Source organism: Lactobacillus johnsonii, assembly GCF_013487865.1.
Classification (GTDB): domain Bacteria; phylum Bacillota; class Bacilli; order Lactobacillales; family Lactobacillaceae; genus Lactobacillus; species Lactobacillus johnsonii_A.
Genome location: NZ_CP047409.1, coordinates 1,464,058 through 1,487,417 on the forward strand (window position 1 = coordinate 1,464,058; position 23,360 = coordinate 1,487,417).

The 23,360-nt window shown below is 35.0% G+C and carries 31 protein-coding genes, 1 pseudogene and 2 other annotated features (1 of these 34 running past the window's edge); of the genes and pseudogenes, 3 read left to right on the forward strand and 29 right to left on the reverse strand.

Annotated features, from left to right (window positions below):
• Positions 1-199, reverse strand: a binding site (T-box leader) (it extends 10 nt beyond the left edge of the window).
• 45 nt (positions 200-244) lie between these two features.
• On the reverse strand, positions 245-601 hold the full coding sequence (locus GTO82_RS06955) for a winged helix-turn-helix transcriptional regulator (protein ID WP_012846505.1): 357 nt from the start codon (positions 599-601) through the stop codon (positions 245-247).
• An 87-nt stretch (positions 602-688) separates the two neighbouring features.
• A complete protein-coding gene (locus GTO82_RS06960; protein ID WP_011162322.1) occupies positions 689-1,450 on the reverse strand; it encodes a TrmH family RNA methyltransferase in 762 nt (253 codons plus the stop codon).
• A 97-nt stretch (positions 1,451-1,547) separates the two neighbouring features.
• Here GTO82_RS06960 and GTO82_RS06965 point away from each other — a divergent pair, with 97 nt between their 5' ends.
• Together GTO82_RS06965 and yidC are read left to right on the forward strand one after the other, a co-directional pair.
• Positions 1,548-1,823 carry an acylphosphatase gene (locus GTO82_RS06965; RefSeq protein WP_011162323.1) on the forward strand — a complete coding sequence of 92 codons (276 nt, stop codon included), beginning with the start codon at positions 1,548-1,550 and terminating at the stop codon, positions 1,821-1,823.
• A 63-nt stretch (positions 1,824-1,886) separates the two neighbouring features.
• Entirely contained in the window at positions 1,887-2,870 is a 984-nt protein-coding gene (gene yidC, locus GTO82_RS06970) for a membrane protein insertase YidC (protein WP_086875079.1), read from the forward strand.
• Positions 2,871-2,909: 39 nt separating this feature from the next.
• On the opposite strand, the gene GTO82_RS06975 is transcribed toward yidC, so the two are convergent.
• The 9 genes from GTO82_RS06975 to GTO82_RS07015 form a co-directional block, all read right to left on the reverse strand.
• Positions 2,910-4,448 (reverse strand): HAMP domain-containing sensor histidine kinase, encoded by a 1,539-nt coding sequence (locus tag GTO82_RS06975; protein ID WP_061400702.1) that lies wholly within the window; start codon positions 4,446-4,448, stop codon positions 2,910-2,912.
• Complete coding sequence (locus GTO82_RS06980) at positions 4,414-5,142, reverse strand: response regulator transcription factor (RefSeq protein WP_004897782.1); 729 nt, start codon at positions 5,140-5,142, stop codon at positions 4,414-4,416. Before GTO82_RS06980 ends, GTO82_RS06975 begins: the two co-directional genes overlap by 35 nt.
• Before the next feature lie 86 nt (positions 5,143-5,228).
• Positions 5,229-5,774, reverse strand: a complete 546-nt coding sequence (locus GTO82_RS06985; protein WP_011162326.1) for a DUF177 domain-containing protein — start codon at positions 5,772-5,774, stop codon at positions 5,229-5,231.
• Entirely contained in the window at positions 5,774-6,931 is a 1,158-nt protein-coding gene (locus tag GTO82_RS06990; RefSeq protein WP_011162327.1) for a nucleotidyltransferase, read from the reverse strand. The genes GTO82_RS06985 and GTO82_RS06990 overlap by 1 nt, the downstream gene beginning before the upstream one ends.
• Before the next feature lie 10 nt (positions 6,932-6,941).
• Positions 6,942-7,289: a ribosome silencing factor gene (rsfS, locus tag GTO82_RS06995; protein ID WP_004897785.1), complete on the reverse strand. Its 348-nt coding sequence runs from the start codon at positions 7,287-7,289 to the stop codon at positions 6,942-6,944.
• Positions 7,290-7,311: 22 nt separating this feature from the next.
• The gene (yqeK, locus tag GTO82_RS07000; protein WP_180873004.1) at positions 7,312-7,908 is read right to left on the reverse strand and encodes a bis(5'-nucleosyl)-tetraphosphatase (symmetrical) YqeK; all 597 of its coding nucleotides are present in this window, start codon (positions 7,906-7,908) and stop codon (positions 7,312-7,314) included.
• A complete protein-coding gene (locus GTO82_RS07005; RefSeq protein ID WP_180873005.1) occupies positions 7,901-8,527 on the reverse strand; it encodes a nicotinate-nucleotide adenylyltransferase in 627 nt (208 codons plus the stop codon). The genes yqeK and GTO82_RS07005 overlap by 8 nt, the downstream gene beginning before the upstream one ends.
• Positions 8,527-9,636 carry a ribosome biogenesis GTPase YqeH gene (gene yqeH, locus GTO82_RS07010; protein WP_004893702.1) on the reverse strand — a complete coding sequence of 370 codons (1,110 nt, stop codon included), beginning with the start codon at positions 9,634-9,636 and terminating at the stop codon, positions 8,527-8,529. The genes GTO82_RS07005 and yqeH overlap by 1 nt, the downstream gene beginning before the upstream one ends.
• Positions 9,633-10,151: a YqeG family HAD IIIA-type phosphatase gene (locus tag GTO82_RS07015; RefSeq protein ID WP_180873006.1), complete on the reverse strand. Its 519-nt coding sequence runs from the start codon at positions 10,149-10,151 to the stop codon at positions 9,633-9,635. The genes yqeH and GTO82_RS07015 overlap by 4 nt, the downstream gene beginning before the upstream one ends.
• A 174-nt stretch (positions 10,152-10,325) precedes the next feature.
• On the opposite strand from GTO82_RS07015, the pseudogene GTO82_RS07020 reads away from it, so the two are divergent.
• Positions 10,326-11,199 (forward strand): annotated as a pseudogene (locus tag GTO82_RS07020) (adenosine deaminase family protein).
• A gap of 46 nt (positions 11,200-11,245) precedes the next feature.
• Here GTO82_RS07020 and rplT read toward each other — a convergent pair.
• From rplT to GTO82_RS07105, 18 genes are all read right to left on the reverse strand, one after another.
• Entirely contained in the window at positions 11,246-11,602 is a 357-nt protein-coding gene (gene rplT, locus GTO82_RS07025; RefSeq protein ID WP_003646918.1) for a 50S ribosomal protein L20, read from the reverse strand.
• Between the two features lie 32 nt (positions 11,603-11,634).
• Positions 11,635-11,835: a 50S ribosomal protein L35 gene (gene rpmI / locus GTO82_RS07030; protein WP_003646917.1), complete on the reverse strand. Its 201-nt coding sequence runs from the start codon at positions 11,833-11,835 to the stop codon at positions 11,635-11,637.
• Positions 11,836-11,853: 18 nt separating this feature from the next.
• Complete coding sequence (gene infC / locus GTO82_RS07035; RefSeq protein ID WP_180873007.1) at positions 11,854-12,372, reverse strand: translation initiation factor IF-3; 519 nt, start codon at positions 12,370-12,372, stop codon at positions 11,854-11,856.
• Between the two features lie 38 nt (positions 12,373-12,410).
• Positions 12,411-12,523: a sequence feature (ribosomal protein L20 leader region), on the reverse strand.
• A gap of 144 nt (positions 12,524-12,667) precedes the next feature.
• Complete coding sequence (locus GTO82_RS07040) at positions 12,668-13,438, reverse strand: ABC transporter permease (RefSeq protein ID WP_180873008.1); 771 nt, start codon at positions 13,436-13,438, stop codon at positions 12,668-12,670.
• Complete coding sequence (locus GTO82_RS09770; protein WP_260983135.1) at positions 13,401-13,937, reverse strand: hypothetical protein; 537 nt, start codon at positions 13,935-13,937, stop codon at positions 13,401-13,403. Before GTO82_RS09770 ends, GTO82_RS07040 begins: the two co-directional genes overlap by 38 nt.
• A complete protein-coding gene (locus GTO82_RS09775; RefSeq protein WP_260983136.1) occupies positions 13,891-14,364 on the reverse strand; it encodes an ATP-binding cassette domain-containing protein in 474 nt (157 codons plus the stop codon). Before GTO82_RS09775 ends, GTO82_RS09770 begins: the two co-directional genes overlap by 47 nt.
• A gap of 12 nt (positions 14,365-14,376) precedes the next feature.
• Complete coding sequence (locus GTO82_RS07050) at positions 14,377-14,802, reverse strand: DUF3021 domain-containing protein (protein ID WP_180873009.1); 426 nt, start codon at positions 14,800-14,802, stop codon at positions 14,377-14,379.
• Entirely contained in the window at positions 14,799-15,233 is a 435-nt protein-coding gene (locus GTO82_RS07055) for a LytTR family DNA-binding domain-containing protein (RefSeq protein WP_180873010.1), read from the reverse strand. Before GTO82_RS07055 ends, GTO82_RS07050 begins: the two co-directional genes overlap by 4 nt.
• Positions 15,234-15,391: 158 nt before the next feature.
• Complete coding sequence (gene thrS, locus GTO82_RS07060) at positions 15,392-17,323, reverse strand: threonine--tRNA ligase (protein WP_180873011.1); 1,932 nt, start codon at positions 17,321-17,323, stop codon at positions 15,392-15,394.
• A gap of 281 nt (positions 17,324-17,604) precedes the next feature.
• Entirely contained in the window at positions 17,605-18,504 is a 900-nt protein-coding gene (gene dnaI / locus GTO82_RS07065; protein ID WP_180873012.1) for a primosomal protein DnaI, read from the reverse strand.
• Between the two features lie 14 nt (positions 18,505-18,518).
• Positions 18,519-19,859, reverse strand: coding sequence for a DnaD domain protein (locus GTO82_RS07070; RefSeq protein WP_180873013.1), 1,341 nt, complete (start codon positions 19,857-19,859; stop codon positions 18,519-18,521).
• Positions 19,860-19,866: 7 nt separating this feature from the next.
• The gene (nrdR, locus tag GTO82_RS07075) at positions 19,867-20,331 is read right to left on the reverse strand and encodes a transcriptional regulator NrdR (protein ID WP_004897797.1); all 465 of its coding nucleotides are present in this window, start codon (positions 20,329-20,331) and stop codon (positions 19,867-19,869) included.
• A gap of 336 nt (positions 20,332-20,667) precedes the next feature.
• Positions 20,668-21,615 carry a GH25 family lysozyme gene (locus tag GTO82_RS07080; protein ID WP_180873014.1) on the reverse strand — a complete coding sequence of 316 codons (948 nt, stop codon included), beginning with the start codon at positions 21,613-21,615 and terminating at the stop codon, positions 20,668-20,670.
• 9 nt (positions 21,616-21,624) lie between these two features.
• Positions 21,625-22,020, reverse strand: a complete 396-nt coding sequence (locus tag GTO82_RS07085; protein WP_180873015.1) for a phage holin — start codon at positions 22,018-22,020, stop codon at positions 21,625-21,627.
• The gene (locus GTO82_RS07090) at positions 22,020-22,217 is read right to left on the reverse strand and encodes a crAss001_48 related protein (RefSeq protein ID WP_180873016.1); all 198 of its coding nucleotides are present in this window, start codon (positions 22,215-22,217) and stop codon (positions 22,020-22,022) included. The genes GTO82_RS07085 and GTO82_RS07090 overlap by 1 nt, the downstream gene beginning before the upstream one ends.
• Positions 22,214-22,453 carry a hypothetical protein gene (locus tag GTO82_RS07095; protein ID WP_180873017.1) on the reverse strand — a complete coding sequence of 80 codons (240 nt, stop codon included), beginning with the start codon at positions 22,451-22,453 and terminating at the stop codon, positions 22,214-22,216. The genes GTO82_RS07090 and GTO82_RS07095 overlap by 4 nt, the downstream gene beginning before the upstream one ends.
• 14 nt (positions 22,454-22,467) lie before the next feature.
• On the reverse strand, positions 22,468-22,866 hold the full coding sequence (locus GTO82_RS07100) for a hypothetical protein (RefSeq protein ID WP_180873018.1): 399 nt from the start codon (positions 22,864-22,866) through the stop codon (positions 22,468-22,470).
• Between the two features lie 59 nt (positions 22,867-22,925).
• Complete coding sequence (locus GTO82_RS07105; protein WP_180873019.1) at positions 22,926-23,360, reverse strand: hypothetical protein; 435 nt, start codon at positions 23,358-23,360, stop codon at positions 22,926-22,928.

The window sequence follows — 23,360 nt, forward strand, 5'->3', positions numbered from 1 at the left end:
AAGCTTCGCGGTACCACCCTAGTTTGAACTAGCACAAATAAAGTGCGTGTTCACACTCTTTTCGAATAACGGTGAAATACCGGAATTGATTAGATTCTGCTCCTAAGATGAAATTCATGCTTCTAACTTAAGTTTCTTCCACCAGTAAAACTCTCTCTAAAAAGCTATCCACACTACTAATCTTAATCATCGCATTTAATTATAATAGTATCTTAAAACTTTTTACCTAACTTTGCAATTACCTTTAAGCCCATTTATCAGCCCAATTATGGACTTGTTCAAAAACAGGTTGTAAATCGGCACCCTTTTGAGTCAGGGTATAGCTAATAATTCCACTCTTTTTATCTACAGTACGGTTAACAATACCATCTTTTTCTAGTTCTTTTAGTCGTTCAACTAAAACACGGTCAGAGCACTTACTAATACAACGTGCTAAATCCTTAAAACGCATTGCGTTGGTATCACACAAAGAGCTAATAATTAAGCCGTTCCATTTTTTACCAATAATTCCAAAAGCATCAATAAAATGCGAACACAGTGAATAGTCTTCTGGATCCGGACAGTCAGTCATTTTAGTTTTGCTTTCAATTTCTTGGGACATATGTATTCCTCCTAAAAAATCAAAATAATTTTAAATCATCTATATTAAGATTATAGTGATAACACTTACTAAAAACAAGCTGCAAGCTTATGAAAAATGATAAATCATAATACCCGCTGCTACTGCCGCATTTAATGATTCTGCCTTTCCCTTTATCGGGATATAGATCTTTTTATCCGCTGTTTCAATTACCTCTTTACTTGCCCCATGAGCCTCGTTTCCAATTACGAGCGCTAATTGAGGAACTGGGGCACAATTATTCAAGGACTTAGCAGTTTTATCAAGAATGCTTACATAGACTGGAAGACCATTTTCCTTAAAACTACTAATAGCTTCTAAAATCGGATTTTGGATAATTTGAATATGGAACTGGCTCCCCTGCATACTACGCTGAACTTTTGGATTATATAAATCTACACTTTCTTCAGATAATACTACACCATCAAAACCAGCTGCATCGGCTGTACGAATAATTGTTCCAACATTTCCTGGATCAGTTAAATTATCTAAAACAACCCATTTTCCATATTCAAAACTAAATGATTTTGGTTGATTAATTGGTAGCACCATAAAGATATCTTGACTATTTTTAGTACTACTTAAATGCTGAGCAATTGCATCGGTAATCTGGATGACTTTATTATCTTTTAATTTATAAGTCGTATCTAATTTTTTTAAAGCTTCTGCTGTTCCTAAAACATAAAGATAGTTTTCATGACTCTTTAAAGCTTCTTCAACTAAATGAAAACCTTCAATTAAATAAGTTTGGGTCTTTTTACGATACTTTTTTTGTTCAAGCTTTCTAAGGCTTTTAATTGTGGGATTATTTACTGAGTTAATTTCTATCATAAATTTCTACTTCCTTCTAATCTAATATTTTAAATTACCTCGCCCAAAATTAACATGTTAAAATTTAAGTTAGAATACACAGAAAAGAGCGATAATTATGAAGACAGTTACAATGAGAGTTACAGGCTTAGTACAAGGAGTTGGCTTTAGATGGACAACTCAAATGATTGCCCAAGAATTAGGAATCACCGGTACTGTTAAAAATAATCCAGATGGGTCTGTATCAATTGTAGCTCAAGGGGATGAACTCCCTTTAGAGCATTTTATCAAAAAAATTAAAGCATCTCCTTCAGTTGCTGCCCATGTTGATCATGTAGATTTAAAGATAATTCCCAATACAGAAAAATTTACTCGCTTTAGTGTGGTTTATTGATACTTTAACAAATAACTAGTAAACTTTATTGCAGTAACAATAAAGTAGGAAAGGTTATAGTTAATGAAATCAAAAACTAAATATTTTAGTCTCTTTGCCATGATAACTGTGCTAGCACTTACCTTAACAGGATGTGCTAACAATGGTCATAGCATCTATCAAGCACCCACTAGTGGGCCATATGCTTGGATCTTTAGTCTATTTGGCAAACCAATTCAAAATATCATGTTAGCAGTCGAACATCAAATTGGTGGCTCAAATGGAGCTGGCTGGGCAATTATTATTATTACCTTTGTTGTTCAGCTCATTGTTATGCCACTTCGACTAGCTTCTCAGCGTAAAATGACTACCCAACAAGAAAAAACGCAAAAGCTTCAACCTCAAATGAGATTGATCCAAGAAGCACTTAAGAAGCCTGGGCTAACACAACCACAGCAAATGCAAATTAGCCAACTTCAAATGCGTGTTTATAAAGAAAATAATATGTCAATGATGGGCGGAATGGGCTGCTTACCATTACTTATTCAGCTTCCAATCATGATGGGAATTTATCAAGCTGTAGCTTACTCTAAAGAATTAGCAGCTTCAAGTTTCTTTGGCATTTCTCTTGGACAACGATCCATTATCTTAACAATTATTGCTACGTTGCTGTATGTAGTTCAGGGTTATCTTTCAATGGTTGGAATACCTGAAGAACAAAAGAAAGCAATGCAAATGACTTTAATTCTAAGTCCAGCTATGACTTTCTTTATTAGTATTTCTGCTCCAGGCGCTTTAGCACTTTACTTCTTAGTCGGTGGACTTATTGCTATCTTGCAACAATTAATTACTACTTTTGTTATTATGCCAAAAGTAAAAAGAGATGTTGCAGCTGAATTAAACGAACGTCCACTTAAAGTAGTTGTTACTCAAGAAACAATCGATAACATTCTTAACACTACTTCTTCATCAAACTCCACTCCTGAGGCAAATAAAGATCTTCATCAAGATTTACGTGCACGTAATGCCGGTAAACAAAAGCGTCCAAATGATTCTGACAAAGATTAATAAATAAAAATAGGGAATCCTTAACGGATTCCCTATTTTTTATTTATCTGACTCAGATTTTAATAATGGAAATTCAATCATGAACTTACTGCCTGAGCCAAGTGTTGAACTAACACTGATCTTTCCATGATAACTTTCAACTAGTTTCTGAGCAATAGCTAAGCCTAGACCATTTCCACCCTTTTCACGGGTTCTAGCCTTATCTACACGATAAAAACGATTGAAAATCTTGTCCTGCTCATCAGGAGCAATTCCTTCACCAAAATCTTGAACTAAAATCTTAACTTTATCTTCTTCAGTAGCAGCAGCCACTAAAATTTCTTTTCGATCAGTAGAATATTTAATAGCATTATCAATCAAAATGATTAAAATTTGCTCAAGATGATTACGATAAATCTTAACTATTGTATCAGGTTTTAAGTCTGCATCATCATAAGTAATAGTAAAGTCTTGATGAATCATTCTCATGTCATTAACAGTTCGATTTAATACTTCATTGACATCAGTCGTTTTATCAGGATACTGCAAATCAACCTGCTCAGCCCTAGTTAGATCTAGCATTTCTTGAATCAAATGTTTCATTCTCTTGCTTTCTTGAAGAGAAGCCTGAATTGATTCTTCCAGTACTTGAGGATCATCTTTTCCCCACCGCTCTAATAAATTTAAGTGTCCTTCAATTACAGCTACGGGAGTCCTCAATTCATGAGATACATCTCCTACAAATTGTTTTTGCTGCTGCATATAGGCTTGCATTCTATCAAGCATCTTATTAAAAGATATAGCCAGTTCTCCTAATTCATCATTTCTATGAAGATCGGGTACTCGCCTTTTATCAGTGGGGTCTTTATTAATATCGTGAGAAATTTGAGACATTTTCTTAATTGGTTGTACAACGCTATTAACTATCAAGTAAGACAACCCAATAAAAACTACAATAGCAATAACTGATAGACTAATCATCCAGTGTCGAATAGATTTCAATACTTGATTTTGTTGATCCATGGAATTATCCACAATCAAATACCCAGTTAACCGATGTGTCCTCTCAGAAAAAATCTTCTGATATACCTTCATATGGATTTTCCCTTGCGTCGTTACAACTTTTAATACATGATTTTCAGTTTTACTAAATTGTGGCATCCCTTCATCGGGAACATTCCCATTACTAAAAACAACATCTCCAGCAGGATTATAAATCGTAATACTAGTATCACGATTCGATAAAGTAGCTAATACATCATCATTAAAAACATTACCGCCATTATTAGAAGTAATTGGTGTTTGTCCTTCTAAAATACGATTCGTATTAGGAGAAAGCTGAGGTACAACATTTGAAATTTGTAAACTTGTTGGAATTTCAACGAGTCTTCTTTGAAATGTAGTTGCTACACTCTCTGTCAAATTTCTTTCCTGTGAGATAATTTGTTGCTTAACTAAAGAATAAATTGCAATTGAAAATATAACAAAAGAGACCGTAATTGTCGCTGCAACTAAACTTACCCACTTAAAAGTTAGTGAGGACTTTAGGGTCTCTTTCTTAGATTTATTTTGTTTCTTCACGTGCTTCATCATTTTCATCAGTTCTTACCATATAACCGGTACCACGAACAGTCTTGATGTATGATGGACGGCCCGGTACATCAATCTTATTACGTAAATAACGCACATAGACTTCAACAACATTCGTTTCAATCTTAGATTCAGGTCCCCAAATTTTGTTTAAAAGCTGCTCTCTTGTAACAACATTATTCTTATTTTCAATTAATGTCATTAACAAGTTGTATTCACGTTTAGTTAGATCAACTGTACTATCTCCGCGGTGAACAATTCGATTAGCTGTTTCAATAGTTAAATCATTGAAGTGAACTACCTTTTGAACTCCCATCGTATCGCCCATAGCTCTCTTTTCAATTTGTACTCTTCTTAAAACAGCACGTAAACGAGCTAATAATTCTTCGATTGCAAAAGGTTTAACAATATAATCATCAGCACCGTGGTCTAAACCTGAGACACGGTCAATTACTGAATCTCTTGCAGTCATCATAATAATTGGAGTTGTTTTTTCTTGGCGAACACGACGAGCAATTTCTAATCCATTAAGATCTGGCAACATTAAATCTAATAAAATTGCGTCAAAATCTTCATTTAAAGCTAAATCCAATCCTTTCCGACCGTTTCCTTCAACTTGAGTTTCATATTTTTCATGTCTTAATTCTAGTTCTACAAAACGGGCAAGATTTTTTTCATCTTCAATAATCAGAATTTTACTCATTATTTTCTCCACTACTATTTAATCTGGTTAAAAATTTTATTAATAAATTAATATTAAATTTAAAGATACATTAATGCAAGGGTTTATTACTTGTTTTTTTCATCTTTAAATAAATCCTTAAGCTTAGCAAAAGCAGGATTTTCTTTATTAGATTGCTGTTCTTGATAAGCTTCTTGAGAAACAACCTTCCAGCCCTCTCCTTCAGGAAAGTCTCCTTTAGCTTCTTCTTCAGGAGTCAAGATCACTGATGGTAAGCTTAAAAGCAAGTTATCTTCTACAGCCTTTTGAAGATCAATTGTATCGTCTTTAACAGTTACAATTGTATCTTCTTCATCAAGCTGTTCTTGAGTTGGTTCAACTTCACTATAGTTCTCAGTAAAGTTGAATTTTTGATGCATTTTTACTGGTTTTAAGCTACGAGTTGAAGGTGCCACAACATCTGCTTCGACAGTAAAGTTACCAGTAACAAAAGGTTCATCATAGAAGAGGTCACCGGTAACATGAACATTCTTTGCATCTTCCAGTAATTCTTTACTTCTATCAAAAAACTCTTTACTTAACTCAACGTTCTCATCAACATGAGTTAATGGATTACGACTATTTTTAATTTGCGAATATGAAAACTTTAACATTATTTTACCTCGATTGGCTTACGACCAAAATTTTGATCTTCACCTATAATTTGTTCAAAAAGCCGATCCACTTTTACTTGTAAACCTAAAGTTCCACTTGCAGCATTTTTCTTATCAACTTTTGAAATAATCGGCACTTGAACATCTTTTCTAATTTTCTTAAGATAATTTCTTCCTCGACTACTGTAACCTAACAGTAGGGTTGAAACATCTTGATAAGAATCCTTTATTTCGTTCTCAGTGACATTTAAAAGCGTGTAAAGACATAATCTTCTTAAACGAGCATAAGTATATCGCTTAGACTTAATTTGCCGCAAAAATGAAGTAAAATCTTCTGCAGTATGAATTTCTTCCTTCATTTTGTATTCTAGTCCTTCACTCATTTGATAAATTGACTGCAATTCTTCTAAACTTGCACTTTCAATTCGATACTTCAAAAAGCTAAATAAAAGATTCCAGTTCGGATAAACTTTTTGACTTTCTAAACTTACTAATTCTCCTTTAGGAAGATATTTTTTTAATTCAGATAAGTCATTGGGATGATGCAAACAATAATTTCTAATAGCCGTAGCTGAGGAAACTATTTTATCTTGTAAAAGTGGATCATCGTGTCCACTTCCTACTCTTGTTATAGGATGTAAATGAAGTGGATTCTTTAATTGTTCACTTGCAACTGCATAAGCAACAGCTAACATCATGTTAGGTTGATTTACTTCATGCCCCACTTCTCTAGCAACCATTTCATTATATTGAGTAGCATAAGTTTGAGTGTAGTCTCGAAAGTCCATCCGATTCTTGGGAATTTGATTTATTTTTTGACCCAAATAAGAGAAATTTAAATTCGCATCCTCTACTCCAAAAAATAATTCTGACACTCCCAAATCACTCAACATTTTAATACTACCATTAGCAAAAATATCAGCTGGCTGCACAGCAAAAGAAAATGGTAGTTCGAATACCAAATCGGCTCCAGAAGCTAAAGCTGCCTTTGCTCTTTGCCACTTATCCATAATCGCCATTTGTCCACGTTGAACATAATTACCTGACATTACAACAATTATTGGATCATTTTTAGCTGCTAAGCGGGCTTGATTCATTAAAAACTCATGGCCACTATGAAAAGGATTATATTCGGCTACAATGCCAATTACACTCATACTCTTACCTTTAGTCTAAGTTTAATTCTAGTTTCTTACCATTGCTCCAAAGCTTTTCTAAGCCATAAAAGTCTCGGGCATCTTCAGTAAATACATTTACAACTACATCTCCCATATCTACCAAGAGCCAGTTAGAATCACGCGTTCCTTCAATACGGTAGTCTTCTTTTCCATGTTCATGGATCTTATCAATAATACTGTTAACGATGGCATGAAGTTGACGGTTTGAGCCAGCTGTTGTTACAACGTAGTAATCCGCTAAAATACTAATTCCTTGCATATCATATGCTTCAGTATCTTCACCATGTCTTTCATCGATTGCTTCTACAGTTAAATCTAATAATTTCTTACTATCCAATTTTATTTTTCCTTTCAAAATTCTAATCCTTTACTGCCCATTTATTGTAAGCAGCAAATGTCTTAGGATAAATCTTTTTTCTATTAGTTATTAAAAAATCAAGTGTGTGGGCTAATTCAAAGCCTACCCCATCATCTAAGTTAGCAAAAGCTACTTTTCTTGCTTCTTCTACGCCAGGAAAGTCACGACCTGGTTCAATAAAATCTGCTACAAAGACAATTTTATCTAGCGTGGTCATTTCTACATCAGCAGTAGTATGACGCTTAATAGCAGTTAAAATTTCTGGATCAGTTATCTTTAATTCCTTTTCAATAAAATATGATCCCACAATTCCATGCCAAACAGCTCGATTATAATTAAGTAAATCTGGATCAAAATGCTGTTCCTTAATCACTTCAATAAATCGGGCAGGAGAGACTTGTTTTGCATAATCATGGATAAATCCTGCTAAAGCTGCCTTATCAGGATCATAATTATTAAGTTCAGCTAACTTACGACTAGTTTCACTTACACCAATACAATGCTTAAATCTCTTTTCATCCATGTTGCTTTTTTCTTTGGCAACAATTTCATCAGAAGTTAACGGGGAATATGTTTTAACAAAATTAATTTCAGTCACTATATAAGCCTCTTGATTTAATATATAAGCGTACACTTTCCGGTACTAAATACCGAATAGAATTACCGGTAGCTATATTTTGACGAATTAAGGAAGATGAAATATCTAAATTAGGTGCATCAACCCAAATCATTGGAAACTTGGGATTTTGCGGATAATTTGGTCTCCTAACGCCAACCAAAGTAGATAAAAGTGCTATAGTCTCTGGTTCGCGCCAATTTTCAAAGTCGTTTACTTCGTCACTACCCATAATTAAGTAATATTGATTACGTGGGGCTCTCTTCTTTAAGTAACGTAAAGTATCAACCATGTATGATGTTCCACCACGCATTATTTCAAAAAGCTTAACATGAAAGTGTGGATTATCATGTGTAGCCAATTCAAGCATTGCACACCGATCTTTAGTGCTTATATTTCCCGCTATTTTTTTATGTGGCGGCGTATTATTTGGGATAAACCATATTTCATCTAAATGAAGCTGTTTTCTAACTTGCTCAGCCATTGATAAGTGAGCTAAATGAACCGGATTAAAAGTTCCTCCCATAATTCCAATTTGTTGAGCAGAACTCGTAACTGTTTCAAATTGTACTTGTGGCTTTTCTTTTACAACACATTGCATTATATCAACGCTCTTCTAATTCCTAAACCAATTCCTTCTGGTGTATAAGCTTTTACTACAACATTAGCAGGTGTAGTAATAAAGCCAACTCCGCCAAATAAAATATCACTTTTTTCTTTTGGTGAAAAAGTCTGGCCCTTTAATGGTCCGAGATTATCTTCTTTACTTGGTGGAAGCAATAAATCATCTTTATGTTTTTCATAAAATGCATCCGCATTTTCAGTCTTTGTTCTGTGTACATAAAGGTCGCGAGCAACATAAATTGTAAATCCAGCAGATGGGCCATCTACATAGTCAAAACGTCCTAAGCCAGCTAAAAAGATTGTCTGTCCAGGCAGAAGTTGGTAGGTTGCTGGCTTTAATGGTTTCTTTGGTTCAACAACTTCAAGCTCTTTTCCACTCAAATGACTAGCCAATTGATTAGCATTCAAAATCCCTGGCGTATCAATTAAATAGTGTCCATTAGAAAGTGGAATTTTAATTTCATCTAATGTTGTTCCAGGGAATTTAGAGGTAGTAATAACATCCTTTAAATCACTGTTCATATTGATGATCGCGTTGATTAACGTGGATTTTCCAACATTGGTTGTTCCAACAAAATAGATATCTTTCTTTTCGCCTTTTTTAGCTAAAAATGCCATCAACTCATCTAGATTTTTCTTTTTAGCAGCTGAAACTAAAAATATTTTTTCTGGCTTTAAACCATTTCGATTAGCTTCTTGGCGCATCCAATCTTTAATTTTGGATTCTTTAGAATTTTTTGGAAATAAATCTACTTTATTACCAACTAAAATATATTCATTTCCACCAATAAAACGTTTAATTGAAGAAATCAATGAATTACTAAAGTCAAATAAGTCAACCACATTAACGACTAATGCCTTCTTTTGACTAATTGAATTAAGTAAGGCCAAGAAATCATCGTTATTTTCTTCAACGGGCATAATTTCATTATAATGTCTTAATCTAAAACACCGTTGACAATATACCTCATTATCATCACTCTCTAGTGCCTTTTTTAAGGCAGAAGATGGTAAGTAGCCCGATTTTTTAGGGTCTTGATCTTGTAATATACTTCCACAACCAATACAACGTAATTCTTCACTCATTCTAATTTCTCCTTAAAAACTACAGGTTTTCTTAAATTCAAAAAGAAAAAGATAAATTTCTCAAAGAAGCGGTTGATTCTTGTATTCCACTTATCAGTTTCAACTAATGGTTTTACTAAAACTGTAGCTACACCAGCTAGATTTCCAGCCTGTATGTCAGTAATCAACTGGTCTCCTACCATTAAAACTTGATCCTTTTTTAGATTCAAATCTTTTAATTCCTTATTAATACCGATGGGTAATGGCTTGCGTGCTTTTGCAATAAAAGAAATATGGTATGGATTCAACACTTTTCCGATTCGTTCTGCATTATTATTTGAAATAACAACTAAGCGAATCCCATCCTTGGCTAAGCGTTCATTAAGCTGGTCCATTTCAACAGCTGTATCTGCTTTATTCCAAGCAAGTAACGTATTATCCAAATCGCTAAAAACAGCCTTAATTTCCATCTTCTTTAACTGTTTTGGATCTAAATGATAGATAGTATCTATTGTATAACGAGGTCTAAATAACATTAAAAAATCTCCACTTTTTTCTCATATCTATAGTATCAGAAATCTTTAATCTTTAGAAACATTTGATGATTGAAAAATTAAATTTTACTTTTCTTTAGAATAAAAGATGGTAAAATGATAACAATTTATATTTCCACCGTATTACATAAAGGAGTTAAATTATGAAAAAACTTTATTGATCTCCATCTACACTTAGATGGTTCTTTGCCATACCCTACTGTTAAAAAATTAATGAAAGCTCATAACTTTCCAAGTTTAACTGAAACACAACTCAAAGAAAAGCTCTCCGTTTCTAAAAAATGTGCTAATTTACAAGAATATTTAAATAAATTCGATTTGCTCCCCACCTTCACACTCAAAAAACTTACCCAAGAAGGTGCAGTGAAAGCTTGTATTTCAGGATTGGAAAAATTTTATAAGTGGCAGGATGAGCAACAAGATAATTCTTACTCCCTATATGCTAATTTAATTCTTTGTCTCATGCGTTTACCAAATAGAGAACACGAAAACAACTTAACAGTTAAACTAGCCGCTGAATATGTTCGACGTCATGTTGTCGGAATCGATTTGGCTGGTCCTGAAGGCCCAATTCCAAATAAAGACTTTAGCTCCTTCTTCGAAGATGCAAAAACAATGCATATCCCATTTACAATTCATGCCGGAGAAGCGGCCGGTCCTGATCAATGCAGGAAGCCCTAGATTTAGGTACTAAGAGAATTGGTTATGGAATTCGTTGTTTAGAAAGCAATCAAATGGTTCAATCTTTAGTCGACCACAACATAACTCTTGAATGTTGTGCTACTTCTAACCTCCATACCAAAGTATTTAAGAATGTTGATTCTTATCCCTTCTTTCAAAAAGAATAAAAGCAACCCTAAATTGTGACAACATGACTGTTTCAAATACTAATTTACCTAAAGAATTTAAATTACGTGAATCAAAAAATAACCTTACAGAAGTAGAGGAACATCAATTACTATTAAATTCTATTAATGCTACTTTTGCTTCTGATCAAGAAAAAAATCGTTTACTAGTTATATTCAATTAAATTTGAGAAAAAAATGCTCCGCATATGCGGAGCATTTTTAATATTCTTAGTTCAAAGCTTTCTTAGCAGCATCTGCTAAATCAGCAAAAGCTTTTTCATCGTTGTAAGCAATGTCAGCTAACATCTTACGGTTCATGTCAATACCAGCTACCTTTAAGCCGTGCATTAACTTAGAGTATGAAAGACCATTTTGTCTTGCAGCAGCGTTGATACGAGCAATCCATAATTTTCTGAATTCGCTCTTACGCTTCTTACGGTCACGGAAAGCATATTTACGAGAAACAAATACTTGAGTACTTGCTGCTTTAAATTGTAAGTGTTTTGAGCCACGGTAACCCTTGGCTAACTTCATGATCTTCTTACGACGAGCGCGTGTTACGGTTCCACCTTTAGTTCTTGGCATCTAAAATTCCTCCTCAAAAAGTCTTCTAATAATTAACGCATTTGGGAAAGCATCTGTTTGATGCGCTTTAAGTCACTTGCTGAAACCATAGCAGCTTTTCTCAAATGACGACGTTGTTTCTTAGTTTTACCGTGGAAACGGTGTCCAGTGTAAGCATGGTGACGCTTTAAACCACCATTAGCAGTTCTCTTGAAACGCTTTGCTGAAGCGCGGTGTGTTTTTTGCTTTGGCATATCTATTCCTCCAATTAACTACTTTTTCTTTTTATCTTTCTCACTTAATGGAGCAAGCATTAAGAACATTGAACGGCCTTCCATCTTTGGCTTAGTAACTACATTAGATAAGTCACTAGCTTCGTCAGCCATCTTTTCTAAGACCTGTTTACCTAACTCCTTGTGAGTAATTGCCCGGCCTCTAAAGCGAATAGAAACTCTAACTTTAGCGCCCTTGGTCAAGAATTTACGAATATGCTTTAACTTAGTGTCAAAGTCATTTCCTTCGATTGTTGGACTTAAACGAATCTCTTTGACAGCCATAACCTTTTGATTCTTCCGGTTTTCTTTGGCTTTCTTTTGTTGTTCAAAACGGAATTTACCGTAGTCCATAATTCTAGCAACAGGTGGCTTAGCATTAGGAGAAAGCAAAACCAAATCAAGGTCAGCGTCAGCTGCTTTACGTAAAGCTTCATTCTTGGATACAACACCAACTTGTTGGCCATCAACTCCAATTAAACGAACTTCACGAGCACGAATATCTTCGTTCAAGATCATATTTCTTGGTATGAGTATTCACCTCCACGTTAATTTCGAGGACAAGAAAAAAGCGGGCAAAGTTAACGCCCGCTTTTAATCAACAGATATTATCGATCAGCCCAGAGGTAATATTAACTTAGGCGAGAAGCGGGAGCTTCTTCTTGTTCTCAACTTCTAAATTATACCATCTAATTGACTTACGTCAAGCAGTTTATTTTTCTTCTAACTGATCATATTTTTTCATTTAATTGTTGTTTCATAGTGTAGTCAGGCTATGATAATTTTAATTGTCAAATATTTTTCAATAGATAAATTAAAAGAAAGATAAGGTTCCATTTTGCTTGATGTTTCTATCAACTCTATTGAATACAATGCTTCCAACGATTATCCAAAATATTGCATTAGTAATTGAAAAAATTAGATAATATGCCACATTATACTGAATTCCATTAATGGCCATCCGTATCCAACTTACCATTGGAACAAGTGGCAACAGATTAGCAATATTTTTTATCAATGATGGTGCATTTTCAAACTGAGTCAAAAGTACTCCCAAATAAAAGTACTGGCAAATCGCTAAAAAACTACCCACTCTCTTAAATTTTAAAACTACACTAACAATTAAATATCCTAGGCCAAAAAGCGTAACTAAAGAAAGCAGTCCTGGCAAAATAATTATCGGTGCAAAATGAATCCATTGCCCAGTAAGAACCATCAATACCAAGCAAACCACAACAGATTGCAAGAGCGAAACGATTACATTTACAATGCCCTTATTAAAAAATAATCTTTTACTTGAAATTGGCATTAAATATAATTGCTGCAAAACACCACTTTTAGCATTACCCATCACATTATTGCCAAGCATTGAACAAGTATTTTGAATCGTTGTCCACAATGTAAAACCGACAATCAAAGCTGAAAGCGAACTTCCGATGATGCCTGCGCTAATTAAATTGCTACTCCAAAAAATCCCCATAAACATTAATATCGTTAAAACTAGATCCGATACGGAACTAAATAAATAGCGCCGATAAATGATCAGTTCACGATGAAATTCCGCTTTGAGTGTTGTCATACCCATTTCTCTCTTTCATGTAAAAATCAACCACATCACTTAAACTATTGCTTTTAGTCTTGATATCTACTAATTCAAGTTGCGCTAATTGCTGTAATAGCTGCCCTTGATATTTTTTATCAAATAAGGTCACTTCATAGGTTTTATCTGCCAGCAAAATACCTTTTGAAATAGCTTTTAAATCTATTACTTGTTTTTCAGATAATGGGTGCAAAAATTTAACTATAAAGATTTTTTCTTGGTTAAATTGGGCTAAGCATTCATTATTAGTGCCACTATAAATTAAGCGTCCCTTTTTGATTAACAAAATCCGATCAGCGATCTTTTGAGCAAAAGCTAATTCATGCGTAGTCAATAAAATCGTTACATTCTCACTAGCCAAAACTTGTAGTATTTTTTCCATAGTCTTAACTGCTTCAATATCTAGTCCTAGAGTAGGTTCATCTAAAATCAAAAATTTAGGTCGAGCAATTAATGCACAGCAAATCGCAATAATCTGTTGCATCCCCCCTACTTAATTTGAAGATAACAATGTCTTTTTTAGACAAAAGATTGAACTTTTCTAATAACTCTAAGCCATTTCTGTGTGCCGTCTGCTTGTCTAATCCCCGCTGACCTCCCCAATATGCAAAGTTTTCCATCGGCGTCAAAGCAAAGAATATATTTCGTGCACTCTCTAGCACTACTCCTGTTTGTTTTAACAATGGGGTAAAATTGCCTTTTAACAACTTGTCATCGAAATATATTTCTCCTTTATCGGGGACAAGCAAATTTAAAATAGCCTTTAAACTAGTAGTTTTTCCTGCACCGTTAAAGCCTAAAAAAGCGGTAATTTTCCCTTCTGGGATTTCAAAAGATAAATTATTAATAGCCGTAATTTTCTTTTTCCTAGTATTAAAACTCTTGCTTAAATTTTCTACTTTAAGTAACATTTTATCCCCCTCTTAGTTTTTTTTGAGCTTATTATTAATTTCTTTAACGTCACGAAATAAATGTAACAAGTAAGCTCCATAGGCAATTACATACATTAAAAGAAATTCGCTCAACACTTCAATCAATAGTAGCCATGAAAAAACGAAATCATTTAAAGCAAACGTGAAGATTAGCCATGCAATTAAACAGACAAAGAAGTTAACAATGATTTGTTTTCGCAATGACCAATCATCTTTAGCAAAAACAAAGCCAGCAACATAAAAGAAAATTCCAATTACAAACGAAGCAATAATCCAAAAGATAAGGCTTGAAACTTCAACCGTCGCACTAACAAAATTTCTACCATGGAGTGTAAGGAGCACTTCTATGCCAAACCAAATCATTCCAATCCCGATTCCAATTAATCCACTGATTATACTTTCATTTATCTTTTTCATAAGCCCAGCCTCTCTTTCAGATTCTTGATTTTTCGTCTGGAAATTTGCACGCGTAAACCATTTTTCATAACTGCGTCAATATTCCCATTACTAATAATTTCCAGGTGATCGATAAAGCGATAATTGATAATTGCACTCCGGGATGTCTCGATAAAATCACTTGGCAAACTATCTTTTACTTGATAAAGCCGCCCCTTAAACTGATAACTACCATTTTTAGTACAAATATAAGTCTTTTCATTTTCCACTTGGATTAAATAAATTTGTGAAAATTCGATTGGATATGCTTCACCTTCTTGATATCCCCAAAGGAAGTCCTGCTCAGTTTGCAAATCCTTAACTGCTCGCTTAACTTTGGTAGTCATTTTCTTAAGCCAAAACTCGGCTTTTTCTTTTGACAAATTCTGATCAATATTAAACTTTATCTCCATATCCTCACCTCTTGATGCTTTTAAGTATACTTATTTGCACTCTTAAAAACAGCGATTTTCGGTAAACGGTATGAATTCTTAGGTAAATGGCACTAAAAATTTAATAAAAAAAGCGAGAAGAATTGAATCTTCTCGCTTTAATTCTAATTTATTTAAAATTATTTTTCTCTTGAGTATGACTTAACATCAGCATCAATTTCAGCAATAAAGTCATCTAAACTCTTAGAAATTTGTTCTTCAGTACCGTAGCGACGAACATTAACGCCATTTGCATTCATTTCTTCATCACCAAGAACTAAAGTGTAAGGAACCTTTTGAGTTTGTGATTCACGAATCTTGTAGCCAAGTTTTTCATTTCTGTGGTCTACTTCTGCTCTAAATCCACGCTTAGCTAATTCTGCACGAACTTTATCAGCATATTCGCCATGAGCTTCTTCATTAACCGGAATAATTTCAGCTTGAACTGGAGCAAGCCAAGTTGGGAAGGCACCCTTGTAAATTTCAGTTAAGTAAGCGATGAATCTTTCCATAGTACCAACAATACCACGGTGAATCATAACTGGACGGTGTTCTTCACCATCTTGACCAACATAAGTTAAGCCAAATCTTTCTGGAAGCATGAAGTCAAGTTGGATAGTTGACATAGTTTCATCATTACCTAAAGCAGTCTTAGTTTGAATATCAAGCTTAGGACCGTAGAATGCAGCTTCACCTTCAGCTTCAACGTAATCAAGGCCAAGGTCATCCATAGCTGCTTTAAGCATTGATTGAGATCTTTCCCACATTTCGTCATTTGCATAGTACTTGTCAGTATTCTTTGGATCACGGTATGAAAGTCTGAAGTAGTAATCAGTAATGTCAAAGTCCTTGTATACGTCCATGATTAACTTCAAAACTTTAGCAAATTCTTCTCTAATTTGATCAAGTGCTACAAAAGTGTGTCCGTCGTTCAAAGTCATTTCACGTACACGTTGCAACCCTGACAAAGCACCTGATTTTTCATATCTGTGCATCATACCTAATTCAGCAATACGAATTGGTAATTCACGGTATGAGCGAATGTGGTGCTTATAGATTTGAATATGTGATGGGCAGTTCATTGGACGAAGTTCAAGCATTTCGCCATCACCCATATCCATCGGTGGGAACATGTCATCACGATAGTGTGCCCAGTGACCAGAAGTCTTATAAGCATCTACGTTCATTAAGACTGGAGTATAAACGTGTTCATAACCATCAGCTACTTCTTTATCAACGATGTATCTTTCAACAACACGGCGAATAGTAGCACCCTTTGGCATCCAGTAAGGAAGACCCGCACCAACTTTAGGATCAACAAAGAATAAATCTAAGTCTCTACCAATAGTTCTGTGGTCTCTTTCTTTAATTTCAGCACGACGCTTCAAGTCTTCATCTAAAGCAGCCTTCTTGAAGAATGCAGTACCAAAAATTCTTTGAAGCATTGGGTTAGAAGATTTACCTAACCAGTATGCACCTGCAACTGACAAAAGCTTAAAGTTCTTGATTTTACCAGTGTTTGGTAATAAAGCATCAAAACCAAAGTCAACAAAGTCACCTAACTTGTAAACTGCAACTTCGTCTTCTTCATCTTTCAAAAGATCCAATTTGAATTGGTCATCCTTAGAGATTTCTTCCAATTCACTCTTCTTCATTGAAGTATATTCAATCTTTTCACCATTCTTAATGGCTTTTTGCATTGCCTTTTCAATTTCTGGTAATTCAGTAACCTTAATTTGATCTTCTTTATCAGTATCTACGAAGAAACCACCTTCGTCAGCTTCGTGCATTCCCAAACGTAATTCTGGGTATTTGCGCTTTGCAACAGCTTCAAGCAAAAATGCTGCAGTAGCACGTAAAATGTCTATGCCTTCTTCATCTTTATCGGTAATAATAGCTGCTTCTACATCTTCATCAACGATGTAATCTAAAGGCTTCATTACCCCATTAATCTTTGCACCAACAGCAGCTTTTCCTAGAGAAGTAGCAATTGAAGATGCTAATTCCTTAACAGAAACTGCCTTGTCAAAATCTTTCTTAGAGCCGTCTGGCAAAGTTACAGAAAAACTCATAAATTTTTACCTCCAAATAAAAAATCCCAGCACTAAAAACAGTGCTGGGACGTTAAAATACGTGGTTCCACCCGAAATTCGAATTAATTACAAAATTAATTCCTCTAAGGGTCGTTAATGGTACCTAGCCAAATATAAAAAATTTCAGGAATGAAATTGGGGTTTTCTTCTAATCAGGAGCTTCCAGAACTAGGCTCCTGTCTCTGAATTGAAGAAAATCATGTCTTTCATTGACTTTCATTATACTAGCTCATCAAATAGATGCAAGCAAAATTTTAAAATTAATTTCGACGATTTTTACCACCAACAAAAACTTCTTTACTCAAGAACCGAACTCGTTCCATCAAACGTCTTGCCTTAACTTCATCAACGCTATTTCTAGTTTCGGCAAAATGTTCATTTAAACCATCCATTGTTATGTTCGAGCTAAAAAATGTTGGTAAAACATTATCCATCCGTTTTTGTAAAATTACACCTAGTACATCGTCTCGTGACCACTCACTCAACGTTTCTGCTCCAATATCATCAAAAATTAAGACTGGAGCTGAAGCAATGCGATCAATCTCATCGTTTAAACTATTATCTTGGAAATGGCTTCCTAAACTGGCAATAAAAGAAGGTACATGTAGAAAAACTACTCTACTTCCTTGTCGTGCTATTGCATTAGCTACACCAGCTAGAATATAGGTTTTTCCTACACCAAAATCGCCAGTTAGATACAGTCCCTTTATATGCTTATTTTTTTTAAATTCAGCTAAAAACATTGCTACTTCATTCAAAGCATTCTCACGTTCAGGAGTTGCATCAACATTTGCTAATTCAACATGACGAAGCTTAGCCGGTAGATCAATCAATTCAATTCTATTTTCTGCGCGCTTTTTAGCTTCTGAATTCAGTTTTGCTTCAGTAGGGACATAGGTAATATCAATTACTTTTCCATTAAGAAAAAGTTTAGGTATATATCCCTCCATCACTGGATTTGGTGACTCAATTTGTTCAACATAATTGAAAATTGTAGGAAGGGATGCCTGGACAATTTCTTTATTCAATCTTTCTTTATTTTGTGCGAGAAAGGCTTGAACTTTTGGATGCTTTATTGCTGTTTTAGCAATTTTCTTGCTATCTTCACCTAATTTGCGTTTCTTTATAATTCGTGTAATTACCTCAGAAATATCTTCCACCAGTACAACACTCCCTATTCATTTTTACCAAATTCTCTAAAAATTCGATTTCTTTCTTCAGCAGACATCATTGTTTTTTCCGATTGATTTTTCTTTTCATACTTTGACCAGTCAGTTGTCTTACGGACTGTCTTCTTATGAGTACGATAAGAGGGACGCTTACGCTTATTTTTACGTCCCTTAAGATATACAATGGCTTCAGTTGGCGTAGTAATCCCCTTTTGAAGCCAATCATTAGCAATTCGATCTGCTAAATTATTAGTCAAGACAGCATCATATTCAAAACAAGTATGAACTATTAGATTGATTAAAGGCGGTGTTAAACCCATCTGATCCTGCAAACGATAAATAACTTTCTTTTCATTAGCAGTTACATATCCGCCTTTTTTTTCTTTTAATTCATATAGGTAATCAGTGGGAGTTTTACTATCCACTGCTCGAATCAACTCTGCATCTGCTGTTGACAAGTTCTTAATTGTTTTATCGGCATCCTTAGGCTTTTGCTGCAACTGCTTTCTAACCATTTCCTTATTTCGATTAAGGCCAAAGTTTTCGTTAACAGCATTTTGAATTGCATACATATTTAATTTATCTGTGCCTGCCGACATAGTAATTAGAGAAGTTTCCACAAATTCTTGTTCTGTTAAGTGATAGAAATCAATAATTTGTTTAATTTCTACCTGATGCTTTAAAACTTCTTCTTTGTCAATATGATAGCTTGCAAAGAGGTCGAGTAGAAAGCTCCAATCAATCTTTACAGGCTCATTTCCTAGCTTTATTTCACTCTTATTATCTTTAGGAACTTCAACTGCCGCTTCTTTAACTTCCATTGGAGCATCAATTGCACTCTCAGCACTTAGATGAAATACATCAAAAAATCCACTAGTAACTTCTTTAGCATCCTTTAGCCCAATAAAAGTGCGCGGCGTGAATTTTTTTACTAAGCGATTAAAAGTTACATTCCCAACCCGCTCCAGTAACAAACTAGACAACAAAAATGTATGAAAAAATTCACCAGCTGAGGGAACCTTTTCCACTTCAAAAATCAATGTTTCTCCTACAACGGGATTTGATCCTATAAAAGTCTTAATCAAGCCTGTTGCTTCTAAATGATGGAGGGTGGAAAATAAATCTTCTAGTTTTAGATTTGTCTGGTCTTGAAGTTGATACAAAGTTTTATAATCTTTGGCAAACGGAACTTCATCAAACTCCTTAGTCAAAGTTATATACAATCCTACTCCTTGTATGCCTACAAGGGGTTCAAATAGAGTAGTTAAGACCCTTATATTTTCTTCACTAACAGCTACTTGATTAGCCACATAAAAAGGCTGCTTAGGATCAGCACTTTCAAACACCGGCTACCTACTCCTTATCATGCTTAGCCATCATATCTTCCATGGCTTCCATAAATCCTGAAACATCTTTAAATTGACGGTAAATACTTGCAAAACGAATATAAGCTACATCATCTAAGTTTGCTAATTCTTTCATCACTAGATTACCAATATCTTTAGATGAAATTTCATTAAGACCTTGCTTACGAATTTCATTTTCTACATGGTCAACTAAAGCATCAAGTTGCTCACTTGAAATTGGTCTCTTTTGTGCGGCCATCATTACCCCATGTAAAATTTTATCGCGATTAAATGCTTCACGGGTTCCGTCATTTTTAATTACTAATAAAGGTGAACGTTCTACTCTTTCAAAAGTTGTAAAACGAAAACCACAATTTTCACATTCTCTACGTCTTCTAATTGCTCTATTTTCATCACTTGGACGAGAATCAATTACTCTCGAAGCATTTTTATGACAGTTTGGACATTCCAATTAAGCACACACCCTTTCTTAATAGTGCAATATATCAACATTTATAGTAATTTGATTCCTATCAATTCACATTGTTTATTATATTTATTCTGTGCTTTTTCTGTGCGTTTTTAAGCCTGACTTTTTAATCCTTTATAAATCATTAAATATATAATATAAGATATAACTTGTAAATACCAGAATGAATAAAGATTTTTCATTTAACTAAAAAAAGCCACTCCAGAGAACTTAATCTCCAGAGTGGCTTTTAAAATGCATTTTAAGTGGTTCAAGTATAACATAATTTTCGTGTTCGAAATATGCCAAAAATGTTCCAAAACATTCCAAAATTTATTTCTACTTAAAAGTTCCCCAAGGATCATTACCTTGACGGCAAACTAAGTATCCTGGTTGACCAGTTGCACGTGGTTGTCTAATCCAGACATAACCGCCGTGACGGCTGTATGCATCATACTTAACACAATCGCCTTTGGTAACTGTACCAATGATATCACTAGTAGTTCTAGCACCATAGCGAATGTTGATTGTGCCGTTCGGGTAGAACTTACCCTCTTCTTTGTACCAGGTATCCCCTAAGTCATCGACAAAAGATTGTGGTGCTGGTTGCTTAACTACTGGCTTAACTGATTGAGATGTTGGTACACCGTCAGTTTTAAGATCAATCAGTGAGATGTTACCATCAACGCTCATACCATTCCAATCGTCAGTGAATTGCCAAATAGCCACGCCTTCCATTGATGGGAAGTAACCAAAATCTGGCGTACTTGCTGGCACACCGTTTCCTAGTGGGTATGCTGCTACCCATAGGGAGTTAGGATACTTAGCAAGTACCTTACTAGTATCAACATTACCCTTTAGTAATGCTGCACCAGAGTATAGTAACGGCTTATATCCTGCTGCTACAATTGTATCTAAGAATGCGAGAATTGCATTCGCACTAGGTACTCGTCCGCCATTAGTAACATTATTATCATCTACTTCCCAGTCACAAGCTAAGTAGGAACCTACTGGCAACCCAGCATATTTTGCTGAATTAACTGTATAGTTACCCTCTTGCACTGCACGATTGCTATCAGCACCAAAGTGGGCATAGTGATAACCCATAATAAGCATGTTGTCCGCTTTAGCGCTTGAAATTTGTACTGGAGCTTTAGGATTTTGATAGCCTGTGCCTTCTGACAACTTAACTATAGCAAATTTAGCTCCTGCTCCGGCCATACTTGATAAGTCAGCAGTATTGTGACTTGATACATCTACACCGTAACTTCTTTTTTTGACTTCCATAGTAACCTCCTACTTAACGTCTTTTAATTCCCCGACAATAGTAGTTTTGGGCTTATCGATGGTATCAGAAATTGCTTGTGTTTGCTTCATTGCTACAACAGCTTTTTCAGCTAAGCCCTTCAAAAAGCTTGCTGGTAAAGCTGGTAAGTGAGCCAAGGATAAGATTAAATTAAGTCCATTAATTACGAAATCCATCTTCTCTTCGCCTGCCCCACCCCTCTTCTCAGCTTGATAAACGAGAGGGGTTACCGCTTGTGCTACAATTTGCTGTGCCATTGCAACTCGGTCACCTTTAGCAGCTCTTTCATCAATTTCAATCTTATGCTTAGCATAGAAAGATACAATTACTACTGCTGCAACTGATACTGCAACAACCATTAAGTCTAATAAATGACTAAAACTCATTATTTAGCCGCCTCCTTTAAGTCCTTGATGCGCAACTTCAACACTTTGGCATACTTAGCCATTGCTTGCTTTTGTTCTGTTAATAAAGCACGTTGGTTAGCAGGTAAAGTCTTTTTATTTTGCTTGGATAGAAATTTTGATAACTTGTCACGCTTTACGTTTAACTTCTTCAATTCTTTTTCTAGTTTCTTAGTCATTCTTTACGATCCTTTCCATCAAAAAAAGCACCTCGTTGAGATGCTTCCAATTTGATTATCTTAATTTTCAATTGATTAATTTTGTCTTTTAAGGCTTCAGCCTCAGCTTCTTTTTGCTGGTAAAGTTCTTCATAGTGTTTCTTTTCTTCTTTTAGCTCTCCGTAAAGCCACTTAATGCCAGCTCCTACGGTTGCCAATATACCTACTATATAAGGTAGTGCTTTAATGAATTCCACAGCACCACCTCCCACTAGTAATTGTGCTTCTTAGTTTTTCCTATAATGGAAAAGACGAAAAGTAAAACTACAATTTCAAGAAAACCAGCCATAAGCATGTGTGGTCTTCCTGAAACATAGCCATGACAGAATTCAGCGGTTGCTTCAAATGCAAGTAAACCAGCCGTAATAACTAGCAGATTACGATTAGCATAGATCTTACCAGATGCACTAAGTGCCCACCTTAACAGTAGAATGCCATCGGTTATAAACACACCGCCAACTAAGTCATCATTCAGAAAACCGACCGCAAAAGGTGGCCAAAAGAAATAAAAGTCGTTGCAGATAAGAATTAACCCTATACCCATCATTGCAAAAGCTAGTATTTCATGTTGCGGGTGTTCAGAATGTAGGAGCTTTTTAAATTTTTTCATAGATATCTCCTAACTAGCCGCCCTTGCGTACTGTTTATTTCTTAGGCGACTGCTTTTATTTAAGCTAATTCATTCTTGATGTATAGAGCAGTTGCAGAAACTGAATTGGAACTATTAGTGATAGTCCACTGTGGAGCGTAAACCCAGATTTGACCATTGCTATTTAATTTACTGGACATATAAGTTGCGCTAATAAAGCCATTAGTTTGAGAGCCAATCCAGCATTGGAAAGTATAACCAGGTACGGAAGGTGCAGAAACGTCAAAACTAACTCCAATTTCAGTATTTTGATCTGGGTTAGTGGCTTTATCTGCTTGAGTAGAAGTTAAAACAGATACCTCTTCAAAGTGCAAAGCTTGATGTACTGAAAACATGTTTCCAATAGTCCCTAATGTAGCGCGTTTTAATCCGTCTTGTTGATTTCCAATTAAAACGCTATCTGTAGTAGCTGGGTTACCATTCTCTGATAAATCCATAAATTTAATATCTGCCAT